The organism is Neisseria arctica (assembly GCF_022870905.1).
Lineage (GTDB): Bacteria > Pseudomonadota > Gammaproteobacteria > Burkholderiales > Neisseriaceae > Neisseria > Neisseria arctica.
Genome location: NZ_CP091510.1, coordinates 1,834,649 through 1,858,593, shown reverse-complemented (window position 1 = coordinate 1,858,593; position 23,945 = coordinate 1,834,649). Strand labels below are relative to the sequence as shown.

General features: G+C 49.9%; 27 protein-coding genes. 10 read left to right on the top strand and 17 right to left on the bottom strand.

Annotated features, from left to right (window positions below):
- Positions 1–59 precede the first annotated feature (59 nt).
- Together LVJ86_RS08575 and LVJ86_RS08570 are read right to left on the bottom strand one after the other, a co-directional pair.
- Positions 60–1,136 (bottom strand): ABC transporter ATP-binding protein, encoded by a 1,077-nt coding sequence (locus LVJ86_RS08575; protein ID WP_047761235.1) that lies wholly within the window; start codon positions 1,134–1,136, stop codon positions 60–62.
- On the bottom strand, positions 1,133–2,740 hold the full coding sequence (locus LVJ86_RS08570; protein ID WP_047761236.1) for an ABC transporter permease: 1,608 nt from the start codon (positions 2,738–2,740) through the stop codon (positions 1,133–1,135). Before LVJ86_RS08570 ends, LVJ86_RS08575 begins: the two co-directional genes overlap by 4 nt.
- 383 nt (positions 2,741–3,123) lie before the next feature.
- Between LVJ86_RS08570 and LVJ86_RS08565 the strand changes: the two genes are divergently transcribed.
- From LVJ86_RS08565 to cls, 3 genes are all read left to right on the top strand, one after another.
- Entirely contained in the window at positions 3,124–4,116 is a 993-nt protein-coding gene (locus LVJ86_RS08565) for a Fe(3+) ABC transporter substrate-binding protein (protein WP_047761237.1), read from the top strand.
- Between the two features lie 260 nt (positions 4,117–4,376).
- Positions 4,377–4,784, top strand: coding sequence for a YqaA family protein (locus tag LVJ86_RS08560; protein ID WP_047761238.1), 408 nt, complete (start codon positions 4,377–4,379; stop codon positions 4,782–4,784).
- 64 nt (positions 4,785–4,848) lie between these two features.
- Complete coding sequence (gene cls / locus LVJ86_RS08555; protein WP_047761280.1) at positions 4,849–6,339, top strand: cardiolipin synthase; 1,491 nt, start codon at positions 4,849–4,851, stop codon at positions 6,337–6,339.
- A gap of 241 nt (positions 6,340–6,580) precedes the next feature.
- Here the strand turns inward: cls and waaF are convergent, their stop codons facing one another.
- From waaF to LVJ86_RS08535, 4 genes are all read right to left on the bottom strand, one after another.
- Positions 6,581–7,606: a lipopolysaccharide heptosyltransferase II gene (gene waaF, locus LVJ86_RS08550; protein ID WP_047761239.1), complete on the bottom strand. Its 1,026-nt coding sequence runs from the start codon at positions 7,604–7,606 to the stop codon at positions 6,581–6,583.
- 220 nt (positions 7,607–7,826) lie between these two features.
- Positions 7,827–8,177, bottom strand: coding sequence for an MliC family protein (locus LVJ86_RS08545; RefSeq protein WP_235284607.1), 351 nt, complete (start codon positions 8,175–8,177; stop codon positions 7,827–7,829).
- A gap of 17 nt (positions 8,178–8,194) precedes the next feature.
- Entirely contained in the window at positions 8,195–8,377 is a 183-nt protein-coding gene (locus tag LVJ86_RS08540) for a zinc-finger domain-containing protein (protein WP_047761282.1), read from the bottom strand.
- A 71-nt stretch (positions 8,378–8,448) separates the two neighbouring features.
- Entirely contained in the window at positions 8,449–9,378 is a 930-nt protein-coding gene (locus tag LVJ86_RS08535) for a branched-chain amino acid transaminase (RefSeq protein ID WP_047761240.1), read from the bottom strand.
- A gap of 329 nt (positions 9,379–9,707) precedes the next feature.
- Between LVJ86_RS08535 and LVJ86_RS08530 the strand changes: the two genes are divergently transcribed.
- The 3 genes from LVJ86_RS08530 (at position 9,708) to LVJ86_RS08520 (ending at position 11,829) form a co-directional block, all read left to right on the top strand.
- Positions 9,708–10,034, top strand: coding sequence for a LapA family protein (locus LVJ86_RS08530; RefSeq protein ID WP_047761241.1), 327 nt, complete (start codon positions 9,708–9,710; stop codon positions 10,032–10,034).
- A 6-nt stretch (positions 10,035–10,040) separates the two neighbouring features.
- The gene (gene lapB, locus LVJ86_RS08525) at positions 10,041–11,210 is read left to right on the top strand and encodes a lipopolysaccharide assembly protein LapB (RefSeq protein ID WP_047761242.1); all 1,170 of its coding nucleotides are present in this window, start codon (positions 10,041–10,043) and stop codon (positions 11,208–11,210) included.
- A 130-nt stretch (positions 11,211–11,340) separates the two neighbouring features.
- Positions 11,341–11,829, top strand: a complete 489-nt coding sequence (locus tag LVJ86_RS08520; RefSeq protein WP_047761243.1) for a DMP19 family protein — start codon at positions 11,341–11,343, stop codon at positions 11,827–11,829.
- A 36-nt stretch (positions 11,830–11,865) separates the two neighbouring features.
- Here the strand turns inward: LVJ86_RS08520 and LVJ86_RS08515 are convergent, their stop codons facing one another.
- The 5 genes from LVJ86_RS08515 to xseA all read right to left on the bottom strand — a co-directional run bounded on the left by LVJ86_RS08515 (position 11,866) and on the right by xseA (position 15,956).
- Entirely contained in the window at positions 11,866–12,171 is a 306-nt protein-coding gene (locus LVJ86_RS08515) for a nuclear transport factor 2 family protein (protein ID WP_200900172.1), read from the bottom strand.
- Positions 12,140–12,328, bottom strand: a complete 189-nt coding sequence (locus LVJ86_RS08510) for a hypothetical protein (protein WP_200900173.1) — start codon at positions 12,326–12,328, stop codon at positions 12,140–12,142. The genes LVJ86_RS08515 and LVJ86_RS08510 overlap by 32 nt, the downstream gene beginning before the upstream one ends.
- Before the next feature lie 527 nt (positions 12,329–12,855).
- Entirely contained in the window at positions 12,856–13,128 is a 273-nt protein-coding gene (locus LVJ86_RS08505; RefSeq protein WP_152667053.1) for a hypothetical protein, read from the bottom strand.
- A 442-nt stretch (positions 13,129–13,570) separates the two neighbouring features.
- The gene (gene miaA / locus LVJ86_RS08500) at positions 13,571–14,518 is read right to left on the bottom strand and encodes a tRNA (adenosine(37)-N6)-dimethylallyltransferase MiaA (protein ID WP_047761245.1); all 948 of its coding nucleotides are present in this window, start codon (positions 14,516–14,518) and stop codon (positions 13,571–13,573) included.
- A gap of 82 nt (positions 14,519–14,600) precedes the next feature.
- Complete coding sequence (gene xseA / locus LVJ86_RS08495) at positions 14,601–15,956, bottom strand: exodeoxyribonuclease VII large subunit (RefSeq protein ID WP_047761246.1); 1,356 nt, start codon at positions 15,954–15,956, stop codon at positions 14,601–14,603.
- Positions 15,957–16,212: 256 nt separating this feature from the next.
- Here xseA and lpxK point away from each other — a divergent pair, with 256 nt between their 5' ends.
- From lpxK to adk, 4 genes are all read left to right on the top strand, one after another.
- Positions 16,213–17,247, top strand: a complete 1,035-nt coding sequence (gene lpxK, locus LVJ86_RS08490; protein ID WP_047761247.1) for a tetraacyldisaccharide 4'-kinase — start codon at positions 16,213–16,215, stop codon at positions 17,245–17,247.
- Complete coding sequence (locus LVJ86_RS08485) at positions 17,247–17,429, top strand: Trm112 family protein (protein WP_047761248.1); 183 nt, start codon at positions 17,247–17,249, stop codon at positions 17,427–17,429. The genes lpxK and LVJ86_RS08485 overlap by 1 nt, the downstream gene beginning before the upstream one ends.
- A complete protein-coding gene (gene kdsB, locus LVJ86_RS08480; protein WP_047761249.1) occupies positions 17,426–18,193 on the top strand; it encodes a 3-deoxy-manno-octulosonate cytidylyltransferase in 768 nt (255 codons plus the stop codon). Before LVJ86_RS08485 ends, kdsB begins: the two co-directional genes overlap by 4 nt.
- 153 nt (positions 18,194–18,346) lie before the next feature.
- Positions 18,347–18,994 (top strand): adenylate kinase, encoded by a 648-nt coding sequence (gene adk / locus LVJ86_RS08475; protein WP_047761250.1) that lies wholly within the window; start codon positions 18,347–18,349, stop codon positions 18,992–18,994.
- Between the two features lie 99 nt (positions 18,995–19,093).
- Here adk and LVJ86_RS08470 read toward each other — a convergent pair whose 3' ends face one another.
- From LVJ86_RS08470 to LVJ86_RS08445, 6 genes are all read right to left on the bottom strand, one after another.
- Complete coding sequence (locus LVJ86_RS08470; protein WP_047761251.1) at positions 19,094–19,576, bottom strand: GNAT family N-acetyltransferase; 483 nt, start codon at positions 19,574–19,576, stop codon at positions 19,094–19,096.
- A gap of 101 nt (positions 19,577–19,677) precedes the next feature.
- Positions 19,678–20,817: a 5-(carboxyamino)imidazole ribonucleotide synthase gene (locus LVJ86_RS08465; protein ID WP_047761252.1), complete on the bottom strand. Its 1,140-nt coding sequence runs from the start codon at positions 20,815–20,817 to the stop codon at positions 19,678–19,680.
- A 127-nt stretch (positions 20,818–20,944) separates the two neighbouring features.
- Complete coding sequence (locus LVJ86_RS08460) at positions 20,945–22,276, bottom strand: MFS transporter (RefSeq protein WP_047761253.1); 1,332 nt, start codon at positions 22,274–22,276, stop codon at positions 20,945–20,947.
- Entirely contained in the window at positions 22,260–22,454 is a 195-nt protein-coding gene (gene ccoS, locus LVJ86_RS08455) for a cbb3-type cytochrome oxidase assembly protein CcoS (protein ID WP_047761254.1), read from the bottom strand. Before ccoS ends, LVJ86_RS08460 begins: the two co-directional genes overlap by 17 nt.
- Positions 22,454–22,774 (bottom strand): HLGFF motif protein, encoded by a 321-nt coding sequence (locus tag LVJ86_RS08450; RefSeq protein WP_414629260.1) that lies wholly within the window; start codon positions 22,772–22,774, stop codon positions 22,454–22,456. Before LVJ86_RS08450 ends, ccoS begins: the two co-directional genes overlap by 1 nt.
- Positions 22,775–22,801: 27 nt before the next feature.
- Positions 22,802–23,935, bottom strand: a complete 1,134-nt coding sequence (locus LVJ86_RS08445; RefSeq protein ID WP_047761255.1) for a PilT/PilU family type 4a pilus ATPase — start codon at positions 23,933–23,935, stop codon at positions 22,802–22,804.
- Positions 23,936–23,945 lie beyond the last annotated feature (10 nt).

The window sequence follows — 23,945 nt, the reverse complement described above, 5'->3', positions numbered from 1 at the left end:
GTGATTTTTTTCGTTTGCTATTGGATACCCAAGGCCGTCTGAAAAAACGTTTTGTCTTTTTATTTTGCCGACAGTGGCTTTGCTGCTTTATTGTTTGCAGAGGGCGGGAAGGCTATCAGGTTTTCGATCTGCATGTGTATGCCGATGCGGCTGCCGACAGGGTGGTCGTGGTGACCGGGAACATGGGCGAGAACCTCTTCCCCGCTATCCAACCTGAGGGTATAGGTGAAATAACTGCCTTTGAAATCTTTTGCCAGCACTTCGGCCTGTACCGGGCTATGGTCGTCATGGATAATGTCGTCAGGGCGGATGAGTACGTCTACTTCCTGATAGCTTTGGCAGGCAATCGGTACCGTACCGCAAAAATCACCGCAGGCTAAGCGGATGCAATGCGTGCTGATGGTTTGCCCGCGCAATAAAACACCCTCTCCGATAAAAGCGGCTGCTTCAGCATTGGCCGGATGGTGGTAAAGGTTGTAGGGCGTATCCCATTGCTGGAGGCTGCCGGCCGACATGATGCCGATTTTGTCGGCCATGGAAAAAGCTTCTTGTTGGTCGTGGGTAACCAAAACCGCGCTGGTGTTTTCTTTTTTGAGCAGTTGGCGGACTTCTTTCGACAAGCGTGCGCGCAGGTCTGCATCGAGATTGGAAAACGGCTCGTCAAGCAAAATCAGATCAGGCTTGGGTGCCAGTGCGCGCGCCAGCGCAACCCTTTGTTGCTGGCCTCCGGAAAGCTCGTGGGGGTAGCGTTCTCCGTAGCCTTGCATGCCGATGAGCAAGAGTAGTTCGTCTACGCGCTGCTTGCGCTCGTTTGTAGTTTGCCGGTGAATGCCGAAAGCAATATTGTCTGCTACGGTGAGGTGGGGGAACAAAGCATAGTCTTGGAAAACCATGCCGATACGGCGTTGGTGCGGGGGAACAAAGCTGTTGCCGTCTGAAAGTGTGCGGCCGTTTAGCGAGATGCTGCCGTTTGGGGGCTGTTCAAAACCGGCAATGGCACGTAAGGCGGTGGTTTTTCCACAGCCCGAAGCACCCAGCAAACAGGCAATTTCGCCTTTTTTCAGATTGAAGCCGAAGTGGTTTAATACGGTTTTGCTGCCGAATTGGAGGTGCAGGTCGGAAACTTCTAAAATCATCGGTTGTGCTCCGTTCGTGAAAACAGAATAACGGGCAAGAGGCCGGTTAATACGATTAAAAGGGCAGGTAGCGCGGCATAAGCATATTGGCCTTCGGTGGTGAAGGCATAGATGCGTACGGCCAGCGTATCCCAATCATAAGGGCGCGTCATCAAAGTGATGGGCATCTCTTTCATAATATCGACAAAAGCCATCAATACGGCCGTGCCTAGCGAGCCTTTTAAAAGAGGCAGGTAAACGCGGCGCAGTACACCTGTGCCGGTGCAGCCGAGCGAACGGGCTGCTTCGGCTTGAGAGGGACTGATGCGTTCTAATCCGGCTTCGATAGAGGCATAGCCAACGGCGAGAAACCGGATCAGGTAAGCCAGCAGCATGACTGCCAGTGTGCCTTTGATGATCGCACTGCCTTCGGGTAATTGCAGTTTTTCAATCAATAAATTGTCGAACCATGCCACCGGAACGAATACGCCGACGGCCAATACCGTACCCGGTACGGCGTAACCCAATGTGGTAATACGCGCGGCAACGGCGGCCAAGCGGCTGCGGTCGGCACGCTTGGCAAGTGCCACCAGCAAGGCGACGGCGGCGACCAGAAGGGCAGCTGCCAAGGATGCGGCAAACGAGTGCCAGGCGTTGAGCCATAAGGCGCGGTTAAAGCTGACGGGCCAAGTTTCATAAGCCCAAACGGTAAGTTGAACAACCGGAATCGCAAAAGCGAGCAGCAAAATGAGGCTGCAAAAAGCACTGGCCAGCCATTTGCGGACACCGTGCAGAGATTTGCGGCGTTGCTGTTGTGCTTTGCCCGCCTGATGAAAACGCCGGCGGCCCCGGTTGATTTGTTCCAATACCAATAATATGAATACTGTCGTAATCAGTAGTGCCGCCAGCTGTTTGGCGGTTTCTAGAGAATAAAAGTCAAACCATGCTTGGTAAATGGCGGTGGTGAAGGTGTCGTATGTGAAAACGGATACGGTACCGAAATCGGCTAATGTTTCCATCAGGGCGAGAATCAGCCCGCCGCCTATCCAAGGTCTGGCCATCGGTAGGGCGATTTTGACAAATGATTGTGCGGGGGAAAGCCCCAATGATGCGCCGGCTTCCAAGGCGCGTTGCCCCATTCCGGAAAAAGCGTTGCGGGCAAGCAGGTAGACGTAAGGGTAAAAAGTCAGGCTCATTACCGTAGTTAATCCGAATACATTGCGAATATCAGGCAAGCCTTGTTCGAGTCCGTAATTCTCCCGTAACCACGTGCTGAGCGGGCCTGTATAGTCGAATAACCCTAACTGGGTAAACGCCAATACATAAGCAGGAACGGCTAAAGGCAGCATCAAGGCCCAAAAGAAAAAGCGGCGCAGTGGAAATTCATACATGGCGGTAAGCCAGGCACATAGCGTGCCGATTACGGTAACGCCGATACCTACGCCCGTAACCAGTATCAAAGTGTTTTTGATTAGCTCCGACAATTGGAATTCTAATAAAAATTCCCAAATTTCTGCATCAAATTCACCTACCGCAGTGGTGATAACGGCTAATGGCACGATAACCAGCAGCGTGCACAACAGCAGCCAGCCGCGCGGCAGCAGTTTGATTAATGATAAGTTCATGTTTCAGACGGCCTGCATTGATTCGGTAGGTGCGATTATCGGGGGCATAGGCAATAAATGCAATGGCAAACCGCTATATTTTCGGTATTTTTAAGATAAATGATAGCTTTTATTATTCTCTTGTCGGCTGCTTTCGAATGAAGTAGAATGGCTCTATATCTAAATGAGAATAGTCTTTAATTCCATTTTGATAACGGGAAATAGGGCCGTACGGAAGGTTTACAGAATCAGGCCGAAGCTCCGTTGCCGTTTTATTTCAGCGATTATCCATACTGGCATAGTGTACCTCTTTTATCTTTTTTATAAGGTTGAGGAATTGCGGAACAGGGAAGGTGTTAACCGCAAGATTTGCTTGTATGGCTTGAAGACAAAGGAATTCAGTGATGATGAAAAAAATCTTGGCTGCCTCGTTGGCTTTGGGTGTCGCCGCCCCCGCGCTTTCTGCCGAACTGGTTGTTTATACCTCGCGTGCAGACAATTTGTTGAAGCCGATTGTGGCCGCTTATGAAAAACGTACCGGCAATACCATTAAATTGGTGAGCGGTACCGCAGGTCCGCTGATGGAGCGGATGAAGGCCGAAGGCCGCAATAGCCCGGCCGACGTACTGATTACCGTAGACGGCGGCAATTTGTGGCAAGCCTCTCAGATGGGCTTGTTACGTCCGGTTAACTCCGCTACGCTGAAGAAGAATATTCCCGCCCACCTGCGTGATCCGAAAAATGAATGGTTCGGTTTGTCTGTACGTGCGCGTACTATTTTTTACAATACCAACAAAGTTAAACCTTCCGAGCTTTCTACTTACGCGGATTTGGCTAATCCGAAATGGAAAGGCCGTTTATGCTTGCGTACTTCGGCCAATGTGTACAATCAATCTCTGGTTGCAACCATGATTGCTAACCAAGGTGCGGCTAAAGCTACCCAAGTAGTAAAAGGGTGGGTGAACAATCTGGCAGTGGCTCCGTTTGCCAATGATACCGCTATGCTTGAGGCGATCGGCGCGGGCCGTTGTGATGTAGGTATTGCCAATACTTATTATTACGGCCGTTTGATGGAGAAGCAGCCCAACCTGCCCATCGGCATCGTGTTTGCCGACCAAAAAGGCAAGGGTACTCATGTGAATGTTTCGGGTGCGGGTGTAGCCAAATACAGTAAACAGCCTGCTGAGGCGCAAAAATTCATCGAATGGTTATCTAGCAGCGAAGCCCAAAACTTATTTGCGGATCTGAACAACGAATATCCGGCTAATGCCGGCGTGCTGCCTGATCCGCGTGTTGCGAAATGGGGCAAATTTAAGCAAGACGTCATTAATGTTTCGGTAGCGGGGCGTAACCAGCGTCAGGCAGTGATGCTGATGCGCCGCGCAGGCTTCCGTTAAGGTGAAATTATGATAAAAGGCCGTCTGAAATTTCAGACGGCCTTTTTATATGTTGATAGCCAAGCTTGTATTTATTGTAAATTTGAGGTGTGGGGTTCTATCGGGTAGAACATAAAGTGTTGGTATCAATCCGAACATTGGCCGATGGTACGGGCTATTGAGAATTGGTTTGGCGGTATATTTCAGAAGAGAGGCCATTTTAAAGACTGCCGTGGTGCTTTCCGATAAAATAACCGCCGTGTATTAACGGCGCGATTTTTATGGATATAGTTTGGGCTTTGGGCGGCTTGGCGGTGTCGGCATTTACTTCGGCAACCATTCTGCCCGGAACTTCGGAAGCTGCTTTTTTGGCCGCATTGCATGTTTACCCACAACATTGGGCAATTATTTTATTGGTAGCCGGCTTGGCAAACGGCTTGGGCAGTGTGGTGTCTTATGCTATGGGGCGGTTGATTCCTCCTAAAAAGCAGCCGTCTGAAAAAGTGTTGGCTTGGCTGAAACGGTGGGGCGTATGGACACTTTTATTGGCTTGGGTGCCTGTCATAGGCGACGGCTTACCGATTGCCGCTGGCTGGTTGCGTTTGAATGTTTGGCATAGCACTTTGATGTTGATAGCAGGGAAATTTTTACGTTATGCGGCTTTGTTGGGAGCTGCGGTTGTTATTTGAACGGTAGAGATACGGTTTCAGACGGCCTCTTGCTGCCGTAAACTGTGCTAAAAAATAGGTGGATATGAGCGGTATTCAAATTACTTGGGGTGAGATTGTATTGTATTTGCACGGCTTGGCGGTTTTGGGTTGTGCTTTGCGGGTTTTGTATAAACAGCGCAATATCGGCAATACTTTTGCCTGGTTGATTTTATTCTTTGTCGTGCCGTTTATAGGTGTGGCGCTGTATTTGTTGTTGGGGGAGCCGAGGTTAGGAACGGCTCGCGCAAAACGAACGGCCGAGATGAACCGTTTCTATACCGAAGTCAGCGAACGTTATTTGGCTGATGTTCATTTGGAAATACGCGATGATTTGTCGCCGCATTACCGCGGTATCAGCCAGCTTTCTTCATCGGTTACCGGGCTTTACGCGACCAACAGCAATGCGATGAGTTTGCTTTACACGACCGAAAGCATTCTCGACAGTATGCTTGACGATATCCGTACCGCCTGCCATTCCTGCGTTTTGGTTTTTTACATTATTGATCCTCAAGGTCGCATAGAAACTTTATTAGAGGCATTGGAAGAAGCGGCGCAGCGTGGAGTGGATTGCATGGTGTTGGCAGACGCGGTCGGTAGTAAGGCTTTTTTTCGAAGCTATTGGCCGCGTCGTTTGCGGGCGGCCAAAGTGAAAGTAGAAAGTGCCTTGCCGGTAGGGCTTTGGCGTTCGCTATTTACCCGTACTGATTTAAGAAATCACCGTAAAATATTGATTATCGATAAAAAAATCGGCTATACGGGTAGCTTTAACTTGGTTGATCCGCGTTATTTCAAACAAAATGCGGGTGTCGGCGAGTGGGTGGATGTCATGATGCGGTGCAGCGGGCCGCTGGTGTTGGAAATGGCTGCAGTGTTTTATGCCGATGTGGCGGTAGAAGATGATCGTAATCTGGCAGAAGTCCAGCAGTATTTAAAAGGCTTTGCCGAGCAGATTTCAGCCCTTATGCCCGGGAAAAGAATGGCCGGCAATATTGTGGCCCAAGTGATTCCTTCTGCACCCAACCAAGCCGAAAGGGTGATTTACGATACGATTATTTCGGCAATTCATGCGGCCGAACGCAGGCTGATGATTACGACACCTTATTTTATTCCGGATGAGCCTCTGCTGTTGGCACTCACGACTGCTGCTCGTCGGGGCGTGGAGGTTACATTGATTTTGCCGGCTAAGGTTGATTCACTGATGGTGCGTTATGCATCTCGCGCGTATTACCCGATTTTACTCGAAGCAGGTGTGAATATTGCTTTGTATGAAGGCGGTTTGTTACATGCGAAAACGCTGACCGTAGATGACGACTATGCTCTTTTCGGCACGGTAAACATGGATATGCGCAGCTTTTTCCTTAATTTGGAGATCAGCTTGGCCATTTATGACCGTACGATGACGGCAGAAATTGCCGGCCGTCAGTATGCTTATCTGGCCGATAGCCGCCGTATTGATGCCGGTGTATGGCGTTTGCGCCCGAGATGGTGGGGATTAGTTGAAAATACAGTACGTTTGATGAGCCCGCTGTTGTAGTGCATGGATAGGCCGCGTATAGCTGCCGCTGAAGAGATTACTGATTGGGCGGGCTAGGCCGTCTGAAAAATTGCGGATGTATAAGCTTGATAATTTTCAGCCATTACTGCAATAGAACGCCATAGTTGTAGAATAAGCGGTTTTGCCGTTGTATTTTATGTAAGTATTTATATAGTTAAGCAGAAATAAGCCGCATATGTTTGGATATGCGGCTTATTTTTTCTATATGACGGATGGTTTCTTAATTTCCATGTCGGGAAGTCTCGTGTACTTTTTCCCATACCAATTGTGGAGAAAGTTTATTCAGGCAGTCTGTGTGCCCAAGCGGACATTCCCGTTTGAAGCAGGGGGAGCATTCCAAATTCAAGCTGATGATTTTTGCCTGCGGGCTGAGCGGCGGCGTGTGATCCGGGCTGGATGAACCGTAGATGGCGGCCACTTTACAACCTAGGGCGGCAGCCAGGTGCATTAATCCGCTATCATTGCAAACAACGGTATCAGCGCAAGCAAGTAGGTCTATGGCTTCGGCTAAGCTGGTTTTACCGCATAGATTTTGACAAAGGCCGTCTGAAAGACGGTTGATTTCATCCGCTATTTCAAAATCTTTTTGCGAACCAAAGAGCCAAATTTGCCAGCCTTGCTGTGCATAGCGTTTCGCCAAGTCGGCAAAATGAGCAGCAGGCCAACGTTTGGCAGGGCCGTATTCTGCGCCCGGACAGAAAGCTACGATAGGGCGGTTGTTATCCAAGCTGTATTTACTTAATGCTTCGGCCTGGCTTTTGGGGGCGATTTTGAATGCAGGATTATCGGAGTGGCCGTTAAAATCGTTTTGGCGGTCATAAGCCAGTGCAGTATAGCGGTCTACCATGAGCGGCAGGGCGGCTTTGTCGAGTTTGCGGATATCGTTTAACAGAAAATAGCGTGATTCACCCACATATCCGGTGCGCCGCTTGATGCCTGTAGCAGCGGCAATGATGGCGGATTTTAGCGAACCCGGTAACACGATAACCTGGTCGTAGCCTTGTTTGCCTAGCTCCCGTCCCACCTGCCAGCGTTTTTTCAGTTCGATCGCGCCGTGACCGAAGGGATTTTCGAAAACACGGTTTATTTCGGGCATGCGCTCGAATACGGCCATAGACCATTTGGGGGCGAATACATCGATTTGGCAGCCTGGATGCAGCTCGTGTAGCCGACAATAAAGCGGTTGAGTCATAACGCAATCGCCGATCCAGCTGGGAGAAATAATCAGGATTTTTTTAGATGTCATGTAGGCCGGGGTTCTGTGGGAAGAGTTGTGCGGTTAAGCAAATATTTTGAGGCAATGCCGCTTTTCATTTTCTCGATACTGCCATTTTCAGATACCGTTTTTATCTGGTATCCGGGTATTTTTAGCTACTTGGTCATTTGCTTTATCGATTTTATATTAAAGAGGTGCTTATCCGAGATTGCAAATGTTTTGAGGTATAGGCATCGGATTTTAGAACCAATCAGCTGTCTGTTTCTTGGTATCGGATTTTTTGGTTACGGCGGATGAGGGTGGCTGCATTGTCTTGAACATGCCAGCGGGTATTGCCGTTACTATATTCCGCCCCTTGCGCCCATGCGCTCACTTGGGTCAGAACCTCTACCGTACTGCCTTGGCGAAGCTCAACGGCCAGCGGGCTGCGGTCGTTGAGATAAACGGCTGTGATGCGTCTGCCGTTGGCTGCCCGGTAAGAGATGGTGTTGTTTTGTATCTCGGCGACAACCGGCGTAGGAGCTTCGGGGCGCACGGCACGTTGTGAACCGCATGCGCTAAGTAGGGCAGCCAATAAAAGGGGAAGATATCGGCGCATCATGTTGTATCCCGCTGCTGTTAATGGTGGCCTTTGGCTTCGCCTTCCAAATGGTAGACGGCGCCGCAATACGGGCATTCGATAGAGCTGTTGGATTCGATCGGCAAAAATACGCGCGGGTGGCCGTTCCAAGTTTCATTTTGCGGGCCTGAACAATGCAGCGGTAAATCGTGTGGTGTGATAACGATGGTTTGGTCGTTCATATATGTTTCTTTCATATCGGATATAGATTCGAATAGGCCGTCTGAAACGCATTCAGACGGCCTGAAAAAGCTTATTTTACATAAGTCAGCAAATGGCGGTAGGCGGGATTGCGGCCGCACACGATATCGAAAAAGCGGCTTTGGATGTCGGTAGTAACCGGGCCGCGTTCGCCGATACCAATTTGGCGGTTATCGATTTCGCGTATGGGTGTTACTTCGGCTGCCGTGCCGGTGAAGAATACTTCGTCGGCAATATAGAGTTCGTCGCGGGTAATACGTTTTTCTACTACTTCGAGGCCGATTTCTTTAGCGATGGTGATAACGGTACGGCGGGTAATGCCGTCTAATGCAACGTCTAAAGCGGGGGTGTAGAGAACATTATCTTTCACCACAAAAATATTTTCCCCCGATCCTTCGGCAACATAACCTTGTGCATCCAGCAAGATAGCTTCATCGTAACCGCCCTGCTGGGCCTCCGTATTAGCCATAATCGAATTCATGTAGTTGCCGTTGGCTTTGGCTTTGATCATGGTAATGTTGGGGTGGTGCCGGGTAAACGAGCTGATTTTGCATCGGATCCCGCGTTTGAGCCCTTCTTCGCCGAGATAGGCGCCCCACGCCCAAGCGGCTACGATAACTTGGACATCGTCTTCTTTCGGCGCAATACCGAGTTTGGCCGAGCCGTAAAATGCCATCGGGCGGAAGTAGCACGAACTCAGGCCGTTGGCTTTGACAACATCGATATGCGCCTGATTGATTTCTTCTTTGCTGAACGGCAGCTGCATGCCGGTGATTTTTGCAGAGTTAAACAAGCGGTCGGTGTGTTCTTGCAAACGGAAAATAGCCGGGCCTTCGGCGGTTTCGTAAGCACGCACGCCTTCGAATACGCCCATGCCGTAGTGCAGAGTATGGGTAAGAACATGGGTTTTGGCCTCGCGCCAATCCACCAATGTGCCGTTGTACCAAATTTTTCCGTCGCGATCGTCCATTGTCTGAGCCATGATGTCTTTCTTTCTTCTGAGTAGATTTGAAACTTGTGTTGGATGAATACTGTAAGTTTCAGGCGGGAAACGGCTGAGCGGTACGCAGCACGGATAACGGTAGGATAAATCGTTTTATAAAACCGGCGCGGTGCGTGTGGCAGCTGCCGGAGAGTTTCAGACGGCCTGAATATCCGATTATTCTATTATACAGATTGTGTGCAGGCAACCATACGGCTCGAGGGATAACGGCATATCGGATAACGCAAAGGTACTAAAATCGTTTAAACTAATAATAATCTCCTTTCTGCCTATTGGCCGGATGTCTTGTTTTTTATCGGAGTGTGATGATGAAAGCCATTTCCTTAATTTTTAAGATACTTATTTTATTGGTATTTTTGTTGCTAGCTGTCAGTAATGTACAGACCGTTCAATTTTTCTACCTACCCGGCTATGAAGTAAGCTTGCCGCTGATTGTCGTGTTGTTCGGCGCATTTGTAGTTGGAACCGTGTTTGGTATTTTTGCAATGTTCGGGCGTTTGCTGCGCTTGCGTAGCGAAAATAACCGTCTTCGGGCAGAAGTGAAGAAAACCGCGCGTATGGGCGAACAGGATCTGCAGACTCCCGCCGCTTCTGAAACGGTTGTCGTACCAACTACCGTATCCAAGGCGGAATAAGCGCGTATGGATAATGAAATTTGGATGTGGCTGCTGCCGATTTTCCTGCTGCCGGTATTTTTTGCAATGGGTTGGTTTGCGGCTCGGGTAGACATGAAAACGGTATTGAAACACGCTAAAACTGTTCCTGCCGGTTTTTATAAAAGTTTGGATGCGTTGGTAGACCGCCAAACAGGGCGCGCTGCCAGAGAATTGGCCGAAGTAACCGATTTGCAGCCGCAGTCGTACGAACTTAATTTAACTTTGGGCAAACTTTACCGCCAACGCGGTGAGAATGATAAAGCGATTGCGATGCATAAAGCTTTATTGGATGCACCCGATACCGTGGGCGAAAAGCGCGAGCGGGTTTTGTTCGAGCTCGGGCAGAACTACCAAAGCGCAGGGTTGGTTGACCGTGCCGAACAGATTTTTCTCGGTTTGCAAAACGGCAATATGGCTAAAGATGCCCGTGAGGTGCTGTTGGGCATTTACCAGCAAGACCGCGACTGGGGCAAGGCGATTGAAATGGCTCAGTTGCTCAGTCATGACGAGCAGACTTACCAATTTGAAATCGCCCAATTCCATTGCGAGTTGGCGCAGGCTGCGTTGTTTCAATCTGATTTTGAGACGGCTCGCCAAGAAGTGCGTAAAGCCTTGGATGCCAATCGAAAATGTACCCGCGCCAATATGATTTTGGGCGATATCGAGCAAAAACAGGGCAATCTTCAGGCCGCAATTGATGCTTATACCGCGATTGAAAAGCAAAACCATGCTTATCTGAGCATGGTGGGCGAGCGTTTGTATGATGCCTATGATGCTTTGGGTAAGCCGCAAGAGGGTTTGAATGTACTGACGGGTTATGCGAAAACCTTTCCGCAGCTTGATTTGATTAATGTGATTTATGAAAAATCACTACTGCTTCACGGTGAAGCCGCCGCGGCCCAAACAGCCATAGACTTGGTACGCCAGAAGCCCGATTTGCAAGGCGTTTACCGTTTGCTGGGTTTGCAGATTAGCGAAATGGATCCGACTTGGAAGGCAGATGCGGATATGATGCGCGCGGTAGTCGGCCGGCAATTGCAAAAAGCGGTGATGTACCGTTGCCGAAACTGCCATTTTAAATCACAGGTATTTTTTTGGCACTGTCCGGCCTGCAACAAATGGGAAACGTTTACGCCCAACCGTATCGAAGTTTAACCCACGAAACAAGCGGCTTAGTTCAGATTGCAGCCGCTTGTTTGTTTTTGGCGACCCCGTTTCAGACGGCATGAAAACAGCCGGTGGATTTTTGTAAAGAATATTGATTGAATTTGAAAGAGATGTGGTTATGAACCGTTTGTCTTTACCCGAATATGATCCGCAAGATCCGGCGGCTTTTCTTTATACTTTAAGCGATGCCTATTTGGCTTACGCCCAAGAGCATGGCGATACCGAAATGGCAGCGTTGAACGATGAACAGCATACGCTCTTGGCATATTGTTATTTAGATAGCCAAGTACAAGAGGGCGGTTTTATCCAGTTGATTGCAGCCGGCTACGGCGAATATGTATTGATGAATCCTCTGGCCGACAGCTTGCGCCGCTGGCGTATCAAACCGACACCGAAAATACTTGATAAAGCTAAAGCTTTGTATATTAAGCACGGAGAAGCCATAGAAGAATTGTCGGCACAGGAAATTCCGCTGGACGATATTCGTGCGCGCTTTGGTGATTTTGAAGAGTTGGACGCCGATTACTACGATACGGCGGATCAAGATTTGATCACGGCGGCGGAATATGTGCAGGATAACGCGGAAAAATTTACCCTTATCGGATAAATTTTTTCGCATTGCCGACAAAAACTCTCGGAAGAATTAAAACATACCTCGACCGCTTGCACTGCTTTCGGGAACAGGCATACTGATGTCCCAATGTTCTACAATCTTACCGTTATTGTTCAGGTGGAAAATATCTACTACCGCATTGCCGGGATCCTCTGGTGTTTTTTTACTGTTGACGTGAAGTACCACCAAATCACCTTCGGCGACTACTCGTTTGATATGCGGGCGTGATTGCGGATATTTTTGAAAAAACGGCGTGAGTGCATCTATATAGTGCCTGCCCGCCGTCGGGTATACGGGGGTTATGTTACAGATATTCCTGACCGATATAGCGTTCAACTGCTTGCTCGGGCTTGTGCTGATTGAAAGTCAAATCATAAAAAGCCAACACATTGGCTTTGTTGCGTTCCAACGTTGATGCGGATTGGCCGGTAATAGAAGTGGCGCATGCACTTAAAAAGAATAAGCCGATGATTGGTAAGATTTTGATCTTCATGTTTTTCTTTCTATTTTGATTGCAGTGGGTAAAAGAGAGTTTATTCCCGGCGGGCAGAACGCATCTATTGCCCTTATGGCAATGAGGTTATCCATTGGTATAATCAGATTATTGTTTTATATGCTTTTATTTAGCAGTGTAGGTGGGTAAAGAGGTGGTGTATACTTTTTACCTCGATTAAGATTAATAATTCAAAGATAAATATTTTTAGGAAAAGGCCGTCTGAAAATGAATATTTCAGACGGCCTTTGTTCGACCCATATAAATCAGGCAGGGATAGTGCACATACACGGTTTAAAAATAAATCATCTGACCTGCTGGAGTTCAGGCCGTATGTATTTCAACCGGCTGGTTTGGCAGTAATCTGATTTGCTGATGTGGATTAAGCAATGTTCAGAAAAGAGCTGCGGGATAAAATTCACAAAAAAGGCAAAGTATTAGCCGTATAAGGTTGGAATTTTATTCCGACAATTATTGTATGATTTGTGTTTTACCCTGATAGTTCTTATAGGCCGGATAGTAGCGGGTTAGCGTTGGTCAGCGTGGCGGGCGCGGAAATTGTCGATGGTGAAGAGGTTATAATCCGCTCCGTCGCGATCACCTGTATAAACCAGTTTTACACTGTCATCGTTTTTAGCTGCGCCCAGCACTGAGGTGGGGGCTGGTTTTACCAAACCGCGAGCTTCAAGATCCGCATGTGGTTGGAAACCGTAAGGGTAGTTGTCCGTTGGTGCGCCACTGGCTAAGGCGGCAGTTGCGGTGAAACCCAGTACGCTGGCTAAGATAAGTTTTTTCATCATTTTTTCCTGTTTTGAAATGTTTTCGGGAGCTGTTTTGTCTCGATGAAATGCAGTGTACCCGTGCGCACTCGGCGGATAAACGGGTATTTTGTTGAAAGATGTTTTCCTACTTGGAAACATTAAATATTGTTAATATTTTAATTTTATTTTTTAAGGAAATTTAATAGCTCGAAGATAAAGACGATACAAATCAAGATGTAAAAATGCCGTCTGAAAATTTTCAGACGGCATTTTTATAACAAAGCAAATGTTTGCCGATATATTTAAAGCAGTTTGTTTTGCCGATTAACTTTATCTTTTATGGCAAAATACTAAAATTTGGTAGGAAAAATAATTATTTAAAACAAATAATTGTTATTGAATTTGCAGCCTGAAGAAAGGTTGTAGCCATATTCCACGCCAATACTTGGAACAAAATCGCCAAAAATGTTTTTGGGGGAATTTAACCGATATCGCCGAAGTGGCGTTTTGCCAAAGTTTCGGTTTGTTGTTGCCAGTCATTGCCGGAATAGGGGTCAAGGGTATGGGCAAGCGGAATTTTACGTAGCCAAGTGAGCTGGCGCTTGGCCAATTGTCGGGTAGCGGCGATGCCTTTGTCGACAAAATCTTTATAATCGGTATTTCCGTCCAAATAGTCCCAAGCTTGGCGGTAGCCCACACAGCGCATGGAGGGTAAGTCGGGGCTGAGAGTGGGGTAGTTTCGCCGTAATATCTCGACTTCTTCGATAAAACCTTGCTCCAGCATATTTTTGAAACGGCGGGCGATTTGTGTGTGCAAGAGGGAACGGTCGGCGGGAATAAGCGCTACCGTACACAAATCAAGCGGCGGAACATAGGCTTGTTGTTCGGCGAAATGGGTACTCAAAGGTTTGCCCGTGAGCCGGAATACTTCAAGAGCGCGTTCGATACGCTGGCTGTCGGCAGGTTGTAGCCGGGCGGCGGTAATGGGGTCGGCTTCTTGCAGCCGTGCATACAGGCCGGCAAGGCCGATACGCTGTTTCTCTTCTTGCAGGGCGGCGCGCACAGCGGGATCTGCTTCGGGCAAATTGTTGAGGCCTTCGGTGAGTGCGTGGAAATACATCATGGTTCCGCCGACGATTAACGGCAGGCGGCCGCGTGCATGGATTTCGGCTGCCAAACGGACGCAGTCGGCCACGAAATCGGCAGCACTGTAAGCTTCTAGAGGAGAAATGATATCGATAAGATGATGGGGAACTGCGGTGCGTTCGGCGGCCGTAGGTTTGGCCGTACCGATGTCCATGTTGCGGTATACCAAAGCGGAATCGAGGCTGATGATTTCAACCGGAAGGGTTTGCGCCAATTGCAGGGCAAGACCGGTTTTGCCGCTGGCGGTCGGGCCCAGCAGGGCGAGGGCTTTCGGTGTTTGCATAATTTTTTCCGGGTATCCCTTTATGGGGACGATATTATTGCAGATGCCGTCTGAAAATATGCAGCCGGCAAATTTTTACAGGTTACGAATAATCGAATAAATCGGGTTGGGCCTGTTCGCTGGTTACGCGTACGTCGGTTTCGCCATCGGCAAATACGATATGCAGTTTTTGGCCTTGCTTGAGCTGTTGGGTGCTGCGTATAACTTGCCCGCGGCTGTTGCGTACGACACTGAAGCCGCGTTCGAGGATATGTTGCGGCGAAACGGCGTCAAGCAGGGCGGTTTGTTTTTCTAAGCGGCGGTGGTTGCGGTCGAACAGGTTTTGCCAGTTTTGCCGCAAGTTACTTTGCAGCGTTTGAATGTGGAGGGCTGCACGGGCGGTGTCGGGGCGAAGGTGGGCAAGGATTTGCTGTTGCCGCAACAATTGCTGGCTACCGTAGCGGTGGTGGTTTTGCATGGCGAAATGCAGGTTTTGCCGGAGTGCGGCAACGTGGTTTTTCTGTTCGGTTAGTTTTTGGCGCGGATGGCGTACTTGGCGGGCGGCCCAATCCAGCCGTTGGCAGGCATCGTAATAGCGTTGCTGCAAAATGCTTTGCAGTTGCGCGGCGGTTTGTTGCAATTTGCGTTGTTGTTCGGCGCGGTTGGGACTGACTAACTCGGCGGCACCGGTCGGGGTGGGCGCGCGGACGTCGGCAACGAAGTCGGCCAAAGTGAAATCGGTTTCGTGGCCGATGCCGCTGACAACGGGGATGGAGCAGGTTTCGATGGCGCGCACAACGGCTTCTTCGTTAAAAGCCCATAAGTCCTCGATACTGCCGCCGCCGCGGCAAACAATCAGTACATCGGTTTCGGCGCGTTCGGATGCTGTTTGAATCGCTTGGGCGATTTGCAGTTCGCTGCCTGCTCCTTGCACGGCGGTCGGATAAATGATAACGGGTATCTCGGGCGCACGGCGCTTCAGCGTGGTGGCAACGTCGCGCAAGGCTGCCGCCGCTAAACTGGTGACGATACCGATGACACTGGGATGAGTAGGAATGGCGCGTTTGCGCTCCGCTGAGAATACTCCTTCTGCCTGTAATTTTGCTTTGAGCTTTTCGTAGGCCTCGTAGAGTTGCCCCAACCCTTTCAGGCGTACTTCGTTTACGGTGATTTGAAATTCGCCGCGGGCTTCGTAAATGCTGATGCGGCCCGATACCTCGATATGGTCGCCTTCTTTCAATGCACCGCCGAGTTTGGCGGCAACACCTTTAAACATGGCACAGCGAACTTGGGCACGGCTATCTTTCAGGGAAAAGTAGTAATGCCCGCTGGCGGCGCGGGTAAGGTTGGAGACTTCACCCGCAACCCACAGCCCGAACAGGTTTTGTTCGAGCAGGTTTTTAGCGAGTGCGTTCAGTTCGGAGACGGATACGGCAGCAGGGGTAAAAAGTTCGGACATTATCAATACGGCCTGAAACGGCAAAAGGCAAAACGGGAATTATAGTCAAATCGCCGTCTAAACGGTATGTTTTCGCATATTTTCCGCAAATGATTCAGACGGCCTGTCTATCCTGCGGCCTGGCAGTGCATTTGCCGTTATAATGCTTTTGAGTGCAGTGGTATAAACTTACGGCACGATCTGTGAGGGTATTACCCCTATTGTTTCATACGTATAAATATTGTTTTTCAAATCAAGGCCGTCTGAAAATCCGCATATGCCCAAATTACATCAGATTATCGAACATCATTGGCAAAACCCCCGGCTTTGGTTGGGGCTGTTGTTGTGGCCGTTATCACGAATTTTTACAGCGTTATCAAGTGTGCGTCGCTATCTATATCGGATAGGCCGTCTGAAAAGCGAGGCTTTGCCGGTGCCGGTTGTAGTGGTGGGTAATATCCATGCGGGGGGTACGGGTAAAACTCCGGTAACGGCGGCGTTGGTAAGCGGTTTGCAGGCCCAAGGTGTAAAGGTGGGCATCATTAGCCGCGGTTACGGGCGTACGGGTAAAGGGATACATGTATTAAGCCCGCAAAGCCGTGCCGCCGATGCGGGTGACGAACCCTTGATGTTGTACCGCCAAACTGGCGCACCGACGGCAGTAGGCAGTAGCCGCGTAGAAGCGGGGCGCGCTTTGTTAGCAGCGTATCCGGAAATTGAATTGGTGATTGCCGATGACGGTTTGCAGCACTATGCCTTGCGGCGTGATGTGGAAATTGCCGTTTTCCCCGCTGCCGATATCGGGCGGGCGGATTTGGATTTGTTGCCCAACGGTGCTTTGCGGGAGCCGTTTAGCCGTGTTCAACAGGCCGATGCGGTGGTAGTAAGCGGCGGGAACGGTTTGAATGGGAAAGAATATTTTCCGGCAGGTATGCCGCTGTTTGGCAGCCGTATTGAAAGCGGCAGGATCTACCGCCTGAACCGTCCTGATATTTTGTTGGAAACAGGCCGTCTGAACAATATGCGGATCGCGGCGGTAGCGGGTATCGCCAAGCCCGAGCGTTTTTTCCGCAGTTTGCAGGCAATGGGGATTGAGTTGGTTGAAGCCCGTGTGTTTCCCGACCACGCCGCATTGACTTCGGCCGATTTACCCAAGGCCGATATGGTCATCATTACCGAAAAAGATGCCGTAAAATTAGCCGATTTGCACGCGGATAATGTGTGGGTGCTGCCGGTTTGTGCGATAATCGAACCTGACTTGGCGGCGTGGCTGGTCGGCCGTTTGAATCTGAATACAAAGAAAGAAGCCTAATGGAAAAAAAATTTTTAGATATTCTGGTATGTCCCGTATGTAAAGGCGCATTGGAATACAAACAGGAAAAACAGGAATTATGGTGCCGCCAGAGTAAACTGGCTTATCCGATTAAAGACGGCATTCCGTTTATGCTGGAAAACGAAGCCCGCCAACTCAGCGATGAAGAGCTGCACCAATGAATAATTTTGTCGTCTTGATTCCCGCGCGTATGTCGTCTTCGCGGTTGCCGCGAAAAGCATTGGCCGATATTTGCGGCAAACCCATGGTAGTGCGTGCTGCAGAGCAGGCGCAAAAAAGCCTTGCCGCGCGTGTGGTGGTGGCGACGGATCATGCGGAAATTGCCGAAGCTTGCCAAACGTACGGCATTGGGGTTGTGATGACGGCGGATACCCACGAGAGCGGTACAACGCGCTTGGCGGAGGCCGTGCAAAAGCTGGAATTGCCTACGGATACCATAGTCGTTAACGTTCAGGGCGATGAACCGCTGATTGATCCGGAATTGGTGAACCGTACGGCGGCCGCCTTGGCGGGCAGTAGCGCACCGATGGCAACGGCGGCACATGAAATCCACGATTTCGATGAATTTATGAATCCCAATGTAGTCAAAGTGGTATTGGATAAAAACCGCCGTGCGATTTATTTCAGCCGTGCGCCGGTCGCCTATCCGCGCGACAGCATGCGTGCGGGTGAGCGCAGTCTGCCGCAAGAGGCCGCACCTTTGCGCCATATCGGTATTTATGCCTACCGCGCCGGCTTTTTACAGGATTATGCGGCCATGAGCGTATCGCCTTTGGAAAATATCGAATCGTTGGAACAGCTGCGTGTTTTGTGGCACGGTTACCCGATTGCCGTAGAAATCGCCGCCGAAGCTCCGGCGGCAGGTGTGGATACCCAAGAAGATTTGGACCGTGTGCGCGAGGTATTCCGACATCTTCAAAAATAAAGTGGCGGCGGTATTAAAAATATGCAGAAGCCGTCTGAAAAGTTTTGCTGAAAACTTTTCAGACGGCTTGTAAACGTATTAATATAATCACAAACAACACACGCTTCAGTTTTTGAAATTCATTTATTTGATGACATTGTAAGGAAAATATATATGAAAGCATTGCTTCTCGGTGCCCCCGGCGCAGGTAAAGGAACCCAGGCCCAGTTTATTACCGCCGCCTTTAATATTCCGCAAATTTCTACCGGCGATATGTTGCGCGCCGCCATTAAAGCCGGTACGCCGCTGGGTTTGGAAGCCAAGAAAATTATTGATGAAGGCGGTTTGGTGCGCGACGACATCATCATCGGTATGGTGAAAGAGCGTATTGCCCAAGAAGATTGCAAAAACGGTTTTCTGTTTGACGGTTTTCCGCGCACTTTGGCGCAAGCCGAAGCGATGGTTGAGGCGGGCGTGGATTTAGATGCCGTGGTGGAAATCGACGTGCCTGACGAAGTTATCGTGAACCGTATGAGCGGGCGTCGGGTACATCTGCCTTCTGGCCGTACTTACCATATCGCCCACAATCCGCCTAAGGTTGAAGGCAAAGACGATGTTACCGGCGAAGATCTGATTCAGCGCGATGATGACAAAGAAGAAGTGGTGAAAAAACGCTTGGATGTTTACCACGAGCAAACAGAAGTGCTGGTAGATTTTTACAGCAAACTCGAGGGCGAGCATGCGCCAAAATACATCAAGGTAGACGGTACCCAACCTGTTGAAGCCGTAAAGGCAGAAGTCTTGGCTGCTTTGGGTAAATAACCGTTATTTAAGCAAACTGCTTTGCAAAACGCCGTCTGAAATTTTCAGACGGCGTTTTATTGCGTATAGACATTGCAAAGATGCAGTTGTCGGAAACGATTAAAGATATTTACGCATCAATTCGCATTCCACGGTTACTTCGCGGTTGAGCGGTAACATGGCGGCTCCTAAAGATTCGTAGCCGTTGAGTTTGTAAAAGCCGATGGAATTTAGTGAGGCGTAAAGCTTCAGCATGCTTAAACCGGCTTCGGCGGCAAGCTCTTCCGCCCTTTGCAGTAAGGCCGTACCCAAGCCGTGGTTATGTACAAACGGGTGTACATACAGCGCATCTAATTCAGCCTCCCGCAAATCAAGCTGGAAAAAGCCTTGAATGTGGTTTTTATATTCGACTACCCACAGTTTTTTATATTCGTCTGCCAGTGTATCGAGGTAGCTTTCGGGGCTGAGCAGCGCGCTCCATGCCGATAGAATACGGTCGTCATAGCTGCGGGCGCAGGTGTATTGTACGGAATACAGATGCGCGTTGTAGATATGTTCGCAATCGTGCACGGAGGCAGGGCGTAGAACGGTAATCAGACTCATGGCATTTAGGCTTGAAAAAGTGGGTGGCGGGAGTCATCCGGCGGCATTGCCGCCAAACGGTTTTCATTTTCAGGCGTATATTTCATTGCCGGATACAAGAATTATAGCGATTGGTGTAACTTTTGGGCAGCTTCCAATGCACTATCCGCAGTTTCGGCCAATACGGTGAAATGCCCCATTTTCCTTCCGGCGCGGGCGGCGGCTTTACCGTATAGGTGCAGGTGGACACTACTGTGGGTTTGCAGCGGCTGCCAGTTTGGTTCACCGCCATTTTTCGGCCATACGTCGCCCAAGATATTTGCCATACAGGCAGGGGTGAGCAGGCGGGTTTCTGCCGGCGGAAGGCCGCACATCAGGCGGACTTGTTGTTGGAATTGATCGGCGCAACAAGCATCTAAAGTGTGGTGGCCGCTATTGTGCGGGCGCGGGGCGATTTCGTTTACGACTAATTCCTGATTGTCGCCGACTACAAACATCTCCACCGCCAGCACGCCTATGTAGTCCAATTCGTCGGCAAGGCGGCAGGCCATGGCGCGTGCCTGCTGTTGAACGCTGTCGGGCAGACGTGCCGGAATAATGGAATAGGCGAGAATACCGTTTTCATGAATATTTTCGGCAGGATCGAAAGTGCGGATTTCTTGTGTGTTCAGACGGCATACTACTACTGAAATTTCGGCACGCAAATCAACCATTTTTTCTAACACGCAGTCTACGCTGCCGTGGGCTGCAAAGGCGGCTTCGAGTTCGGCCAGGGTGGTTACGCGGATTTGACCTTTACCGTCGTAACCGAGAGTGGCGGTTTTGAGTATGCCCGGCAGAAAGTCGGTACTGCTTGCGGTAATATCCTCTGCTTTGCAAATGGCTTGATAGGGGGCGGTTTGTAACCCTGCTTTTCTGATCCAAGCTTTTTCCTGAATACGGTTTTGCGCGATAGCCACGCAGTCGCCGCTAGGTGATACGCGCGTGTGCCGTGCCAGCATCCGCATCGCATCCGCATTAACATTTTCAAATTCGGTGGTGACGGCGGCACATTTGGCCAGCTCTGCCAGAGCGGCTGAATCGTCAAACGGGGCGCACAAATGACGGTCGGCAAAGGCAGCGGCCGGAGCGAGCGGATCGGGGTCCAGTACGGTAACGCGGTAGCCCATGGTTTTTGCGGCAACAGTAAACATACGGCCGAGCTGGCCTCCTCCGAGTATACCAAGCATGGCGGGAGGCAGGATGGGGGTGGTCGGATTCATATCGGAAGCTGTGAAGTGGTAAGAATCATTTAAAGGCGGATATTTTAACAGTTTATGAGGCCGTCTGAATATTTTTCGGACGGCCTTCGAAAGGTTGGAATAAGATGGCGCTGTCTCTTGCCGATATTTATTCCGAATGGCTGTCGCGCTGCTTTTTCCGGCCGAAGGTTTTGATATCTTTCCAGAATAAAGGCTCCCGTTTGAAGAGTAGGGCCAATAGAGGCAAATTGCCGAGTGCCACAATCAGATACAGCAGGGTAATACTGTCGAAAGCCCATAAAAGTACGGCGCTGAGCAGGGCAGCTACCACCATAAACATACCGTTCACGATATTGTTGGCAGCAACGGCATGGGCGCGGAAAGTATCGCTGCTGGCGGTTTGCAGCCAAGTATAAAGCGGTACGGAGAAAAAACCGCCGAAAAATCCGATCGCAATCATGGTCAGCATAACCGGCCAGGCATTGGCTTGTGCCAAAAACCACAATAGGCCGCGCAACTCGGTAAAGTGTTGGGTGTGCGTGAGCCAAACCAACAGCGTGCCGGCGGCAGTGAGTCCGACCGCACCGAAAACGACCAAACCCAAATGCAGCTGCTGATGGCTGAGTTTGGCGCACAATACCGAGCCTGTGGCGATACCGATAGAAAACAGTGCCAACATCAGGTTGAATACATTATCGTTGCCGCCTAAATGGATTTGGGTGAACGTCGGCAGCTGGGTAGTGTAAACCGCACCGATAAACCAAAACCATGAAATACCGATAATAGCGGTAAATAAAGGCGGCTGAGCCATGGTTTGCTTAATTAAGGAGCGGGTGCCGCGGATAATATTCGGGTCGATGGCGGCAGCGGGGTCTTTAGCGGCGACCGTAGGCATGAAAAAGCTGCTGAGCGTACCGAATACGGCCAAGAGAATGACCAAGGTACCGGTAATATTGGGATTAAAGCCGGCAATGACCGTACCGAGAATCTGACCGAATAAAATGGCTAAAAATGTTCCCGACTCTATCAGGCTGTTGCCCATCAGCAATTCTTTACGCTCCAAATAATCGGGCAGGATGGCATATTTCAACGGGCCGAAAAGAGTGGATTGGGCACCCATCAGAAACAAACACAACAGCAGCAATGGGGCGGACTGTATGTAAAAACCGAATGCCGCCAAAGACATGACCGCTATTTCCAGAATTTTAATAATCCGTGCCAATTTGGCTTTGTCATATTTGGTGCTGAGTTGGCCGGAAACGGCGGAAAAGAGAAAGTAGGGCAGGATAAACAACAAGGCGCCGAGATTGAGCATCTGGCTAGGCGGCAAAAAATCATTGTGCCCCAAGCCGTAGAAACTGATCATGACAAACAGGGCGGTCTTGAACAGATTGTCGTTGAAGGCGCCGAGAAATTGGGTGCCGAAAAGCGGAGCAAAACGGCGGCTTCCGGCGAACCCCAGGTTATTTTTCAGACTCATTTTCACTTTCTTGGCGCGAGGAGGTTAGGCCGTCTGTAGAATCGTCGTCCATCAGAATGCGGTGGGCTGGGCCTTCTAAATCATCAAATTGCCCGTTTTTGCCCGACCACCAAAAGAAATAGGCAATCATAAATGCCAAAATGATGCTGATCGGGATGAGGATGTATACGCTTTCCATCAGAGGGTTCCGGTTAAGTCATTCAATACAAGCGTTTGGCCGCCGAGACTGAGGTATTCGTTACGGATACGGCCGATGGCCGATTCGCCGTCCGAGAGGGTAACGCCGTCTTTTTCCACCTGCCAATAAAGAGGAGTATCGGAGGATTCAAGGGCGGATAATACCTGTGCGGCGGCGCTATCGACCTGAGGGTTTTCGCTTTGAAGCTTGACGGCAAAACGGCCGCCTTGGGGCTGGGCGGCGTGTTCATCGTCCGGCAGCATAATTAAAAAGCCTAAATGCGTGCCGTTTGGGGTGTGGATACTGAAATAATGCATCATTTTCTCAGGCCGTCTGAAAAACGGCCGTTAAATCAATTCCAAATCCGGACCGGCGGTTTGCGCACGGCGGCTGCGTAATTGGATGTCGAGGCGTAAGTCGTGGGCAGAGTCGGCATTTTTCAGGGCCTCTTGGAAGCTGATCTGGCCGCTTTCGTACAACTCATATAAAGCTTGGTCGAAAGTTTGCATGCCGTGGTCGGTTGATTTTTTCATCAAGTCTTTAATACCGTGGACTTCGCCTTTTAAAATCAAGTCGGCGATCAATGGCGAGTTAAGCAGCACCTCTACTGCTGCAACGCGGCCTTTGCCTGATTCGCGCGGTACCAGACGCTGTGAAACGAAAGCACGCAGGTTGAGCGATAAGTCGGTCAGCAGCTGGGTGCGGCGTTCTTCGGGGAAGAAGTTGATGATTCGGTCGAGCGCTTGGTTGGTGCTGTTGGCGTGTAAGGTAGCCATACAGAGGTGGCCGGTTTCGGCAAAAGCGATCGCGTAGTCCATGGTTTCCCGGTCGCGTATCTCACCGATCAGAATCACATCGGGTGCTTGGCGGAGGGTGTTTTTTAATGCCGCTTGCCAGTTTTCGGTATCAACGCCTACTTCGCGTTGGGTGATGATGCTCTTTTTATGGGTGTGTACGAATTCAATAGGATCTTCAATGGTAATAATATGGTCGTGGCTGTTTTCGTTGCGGTAGTCAATCATCGACGCCAGTGAGGTGGATTTACCCGAACCCGTGCCGCCCACAAAAATAACCAAACCGCGTTTGGTTAGGGCGATTTGTTTCAATACCGGCGGAAGGTTGAGACTTTCGAATTTTGGAATGGCGCTGGTAATGGCGCGAAACACCAAAGCCGTTGCGCCGCGCTGAACCATGGCGTTGACACGGAAACGGCTGGTGTCGGGCAGGCTGATGGCGAAGTTGCACTCATTGGTGTTGGTAAATTCTTCTATTTGTTTGGTATTCATCACTGAAAAGGCTACTTCCATGCAGCGCTCGGCAGAAAGGGGAGTCTCTTCAATCGGTGTGATTTTACCGTCCAGCTTTATTGCGGGCGGGAAGTTGGTTGTGATGAAAAGGTCGGAGCCTTTGTGGCGGTTGAGATGGCGAAGCCAAGTGTAAAGTGCTTCTTTAGCGGGTAGTGAAGAAGTGTTATCCGTCATTTTTATTACC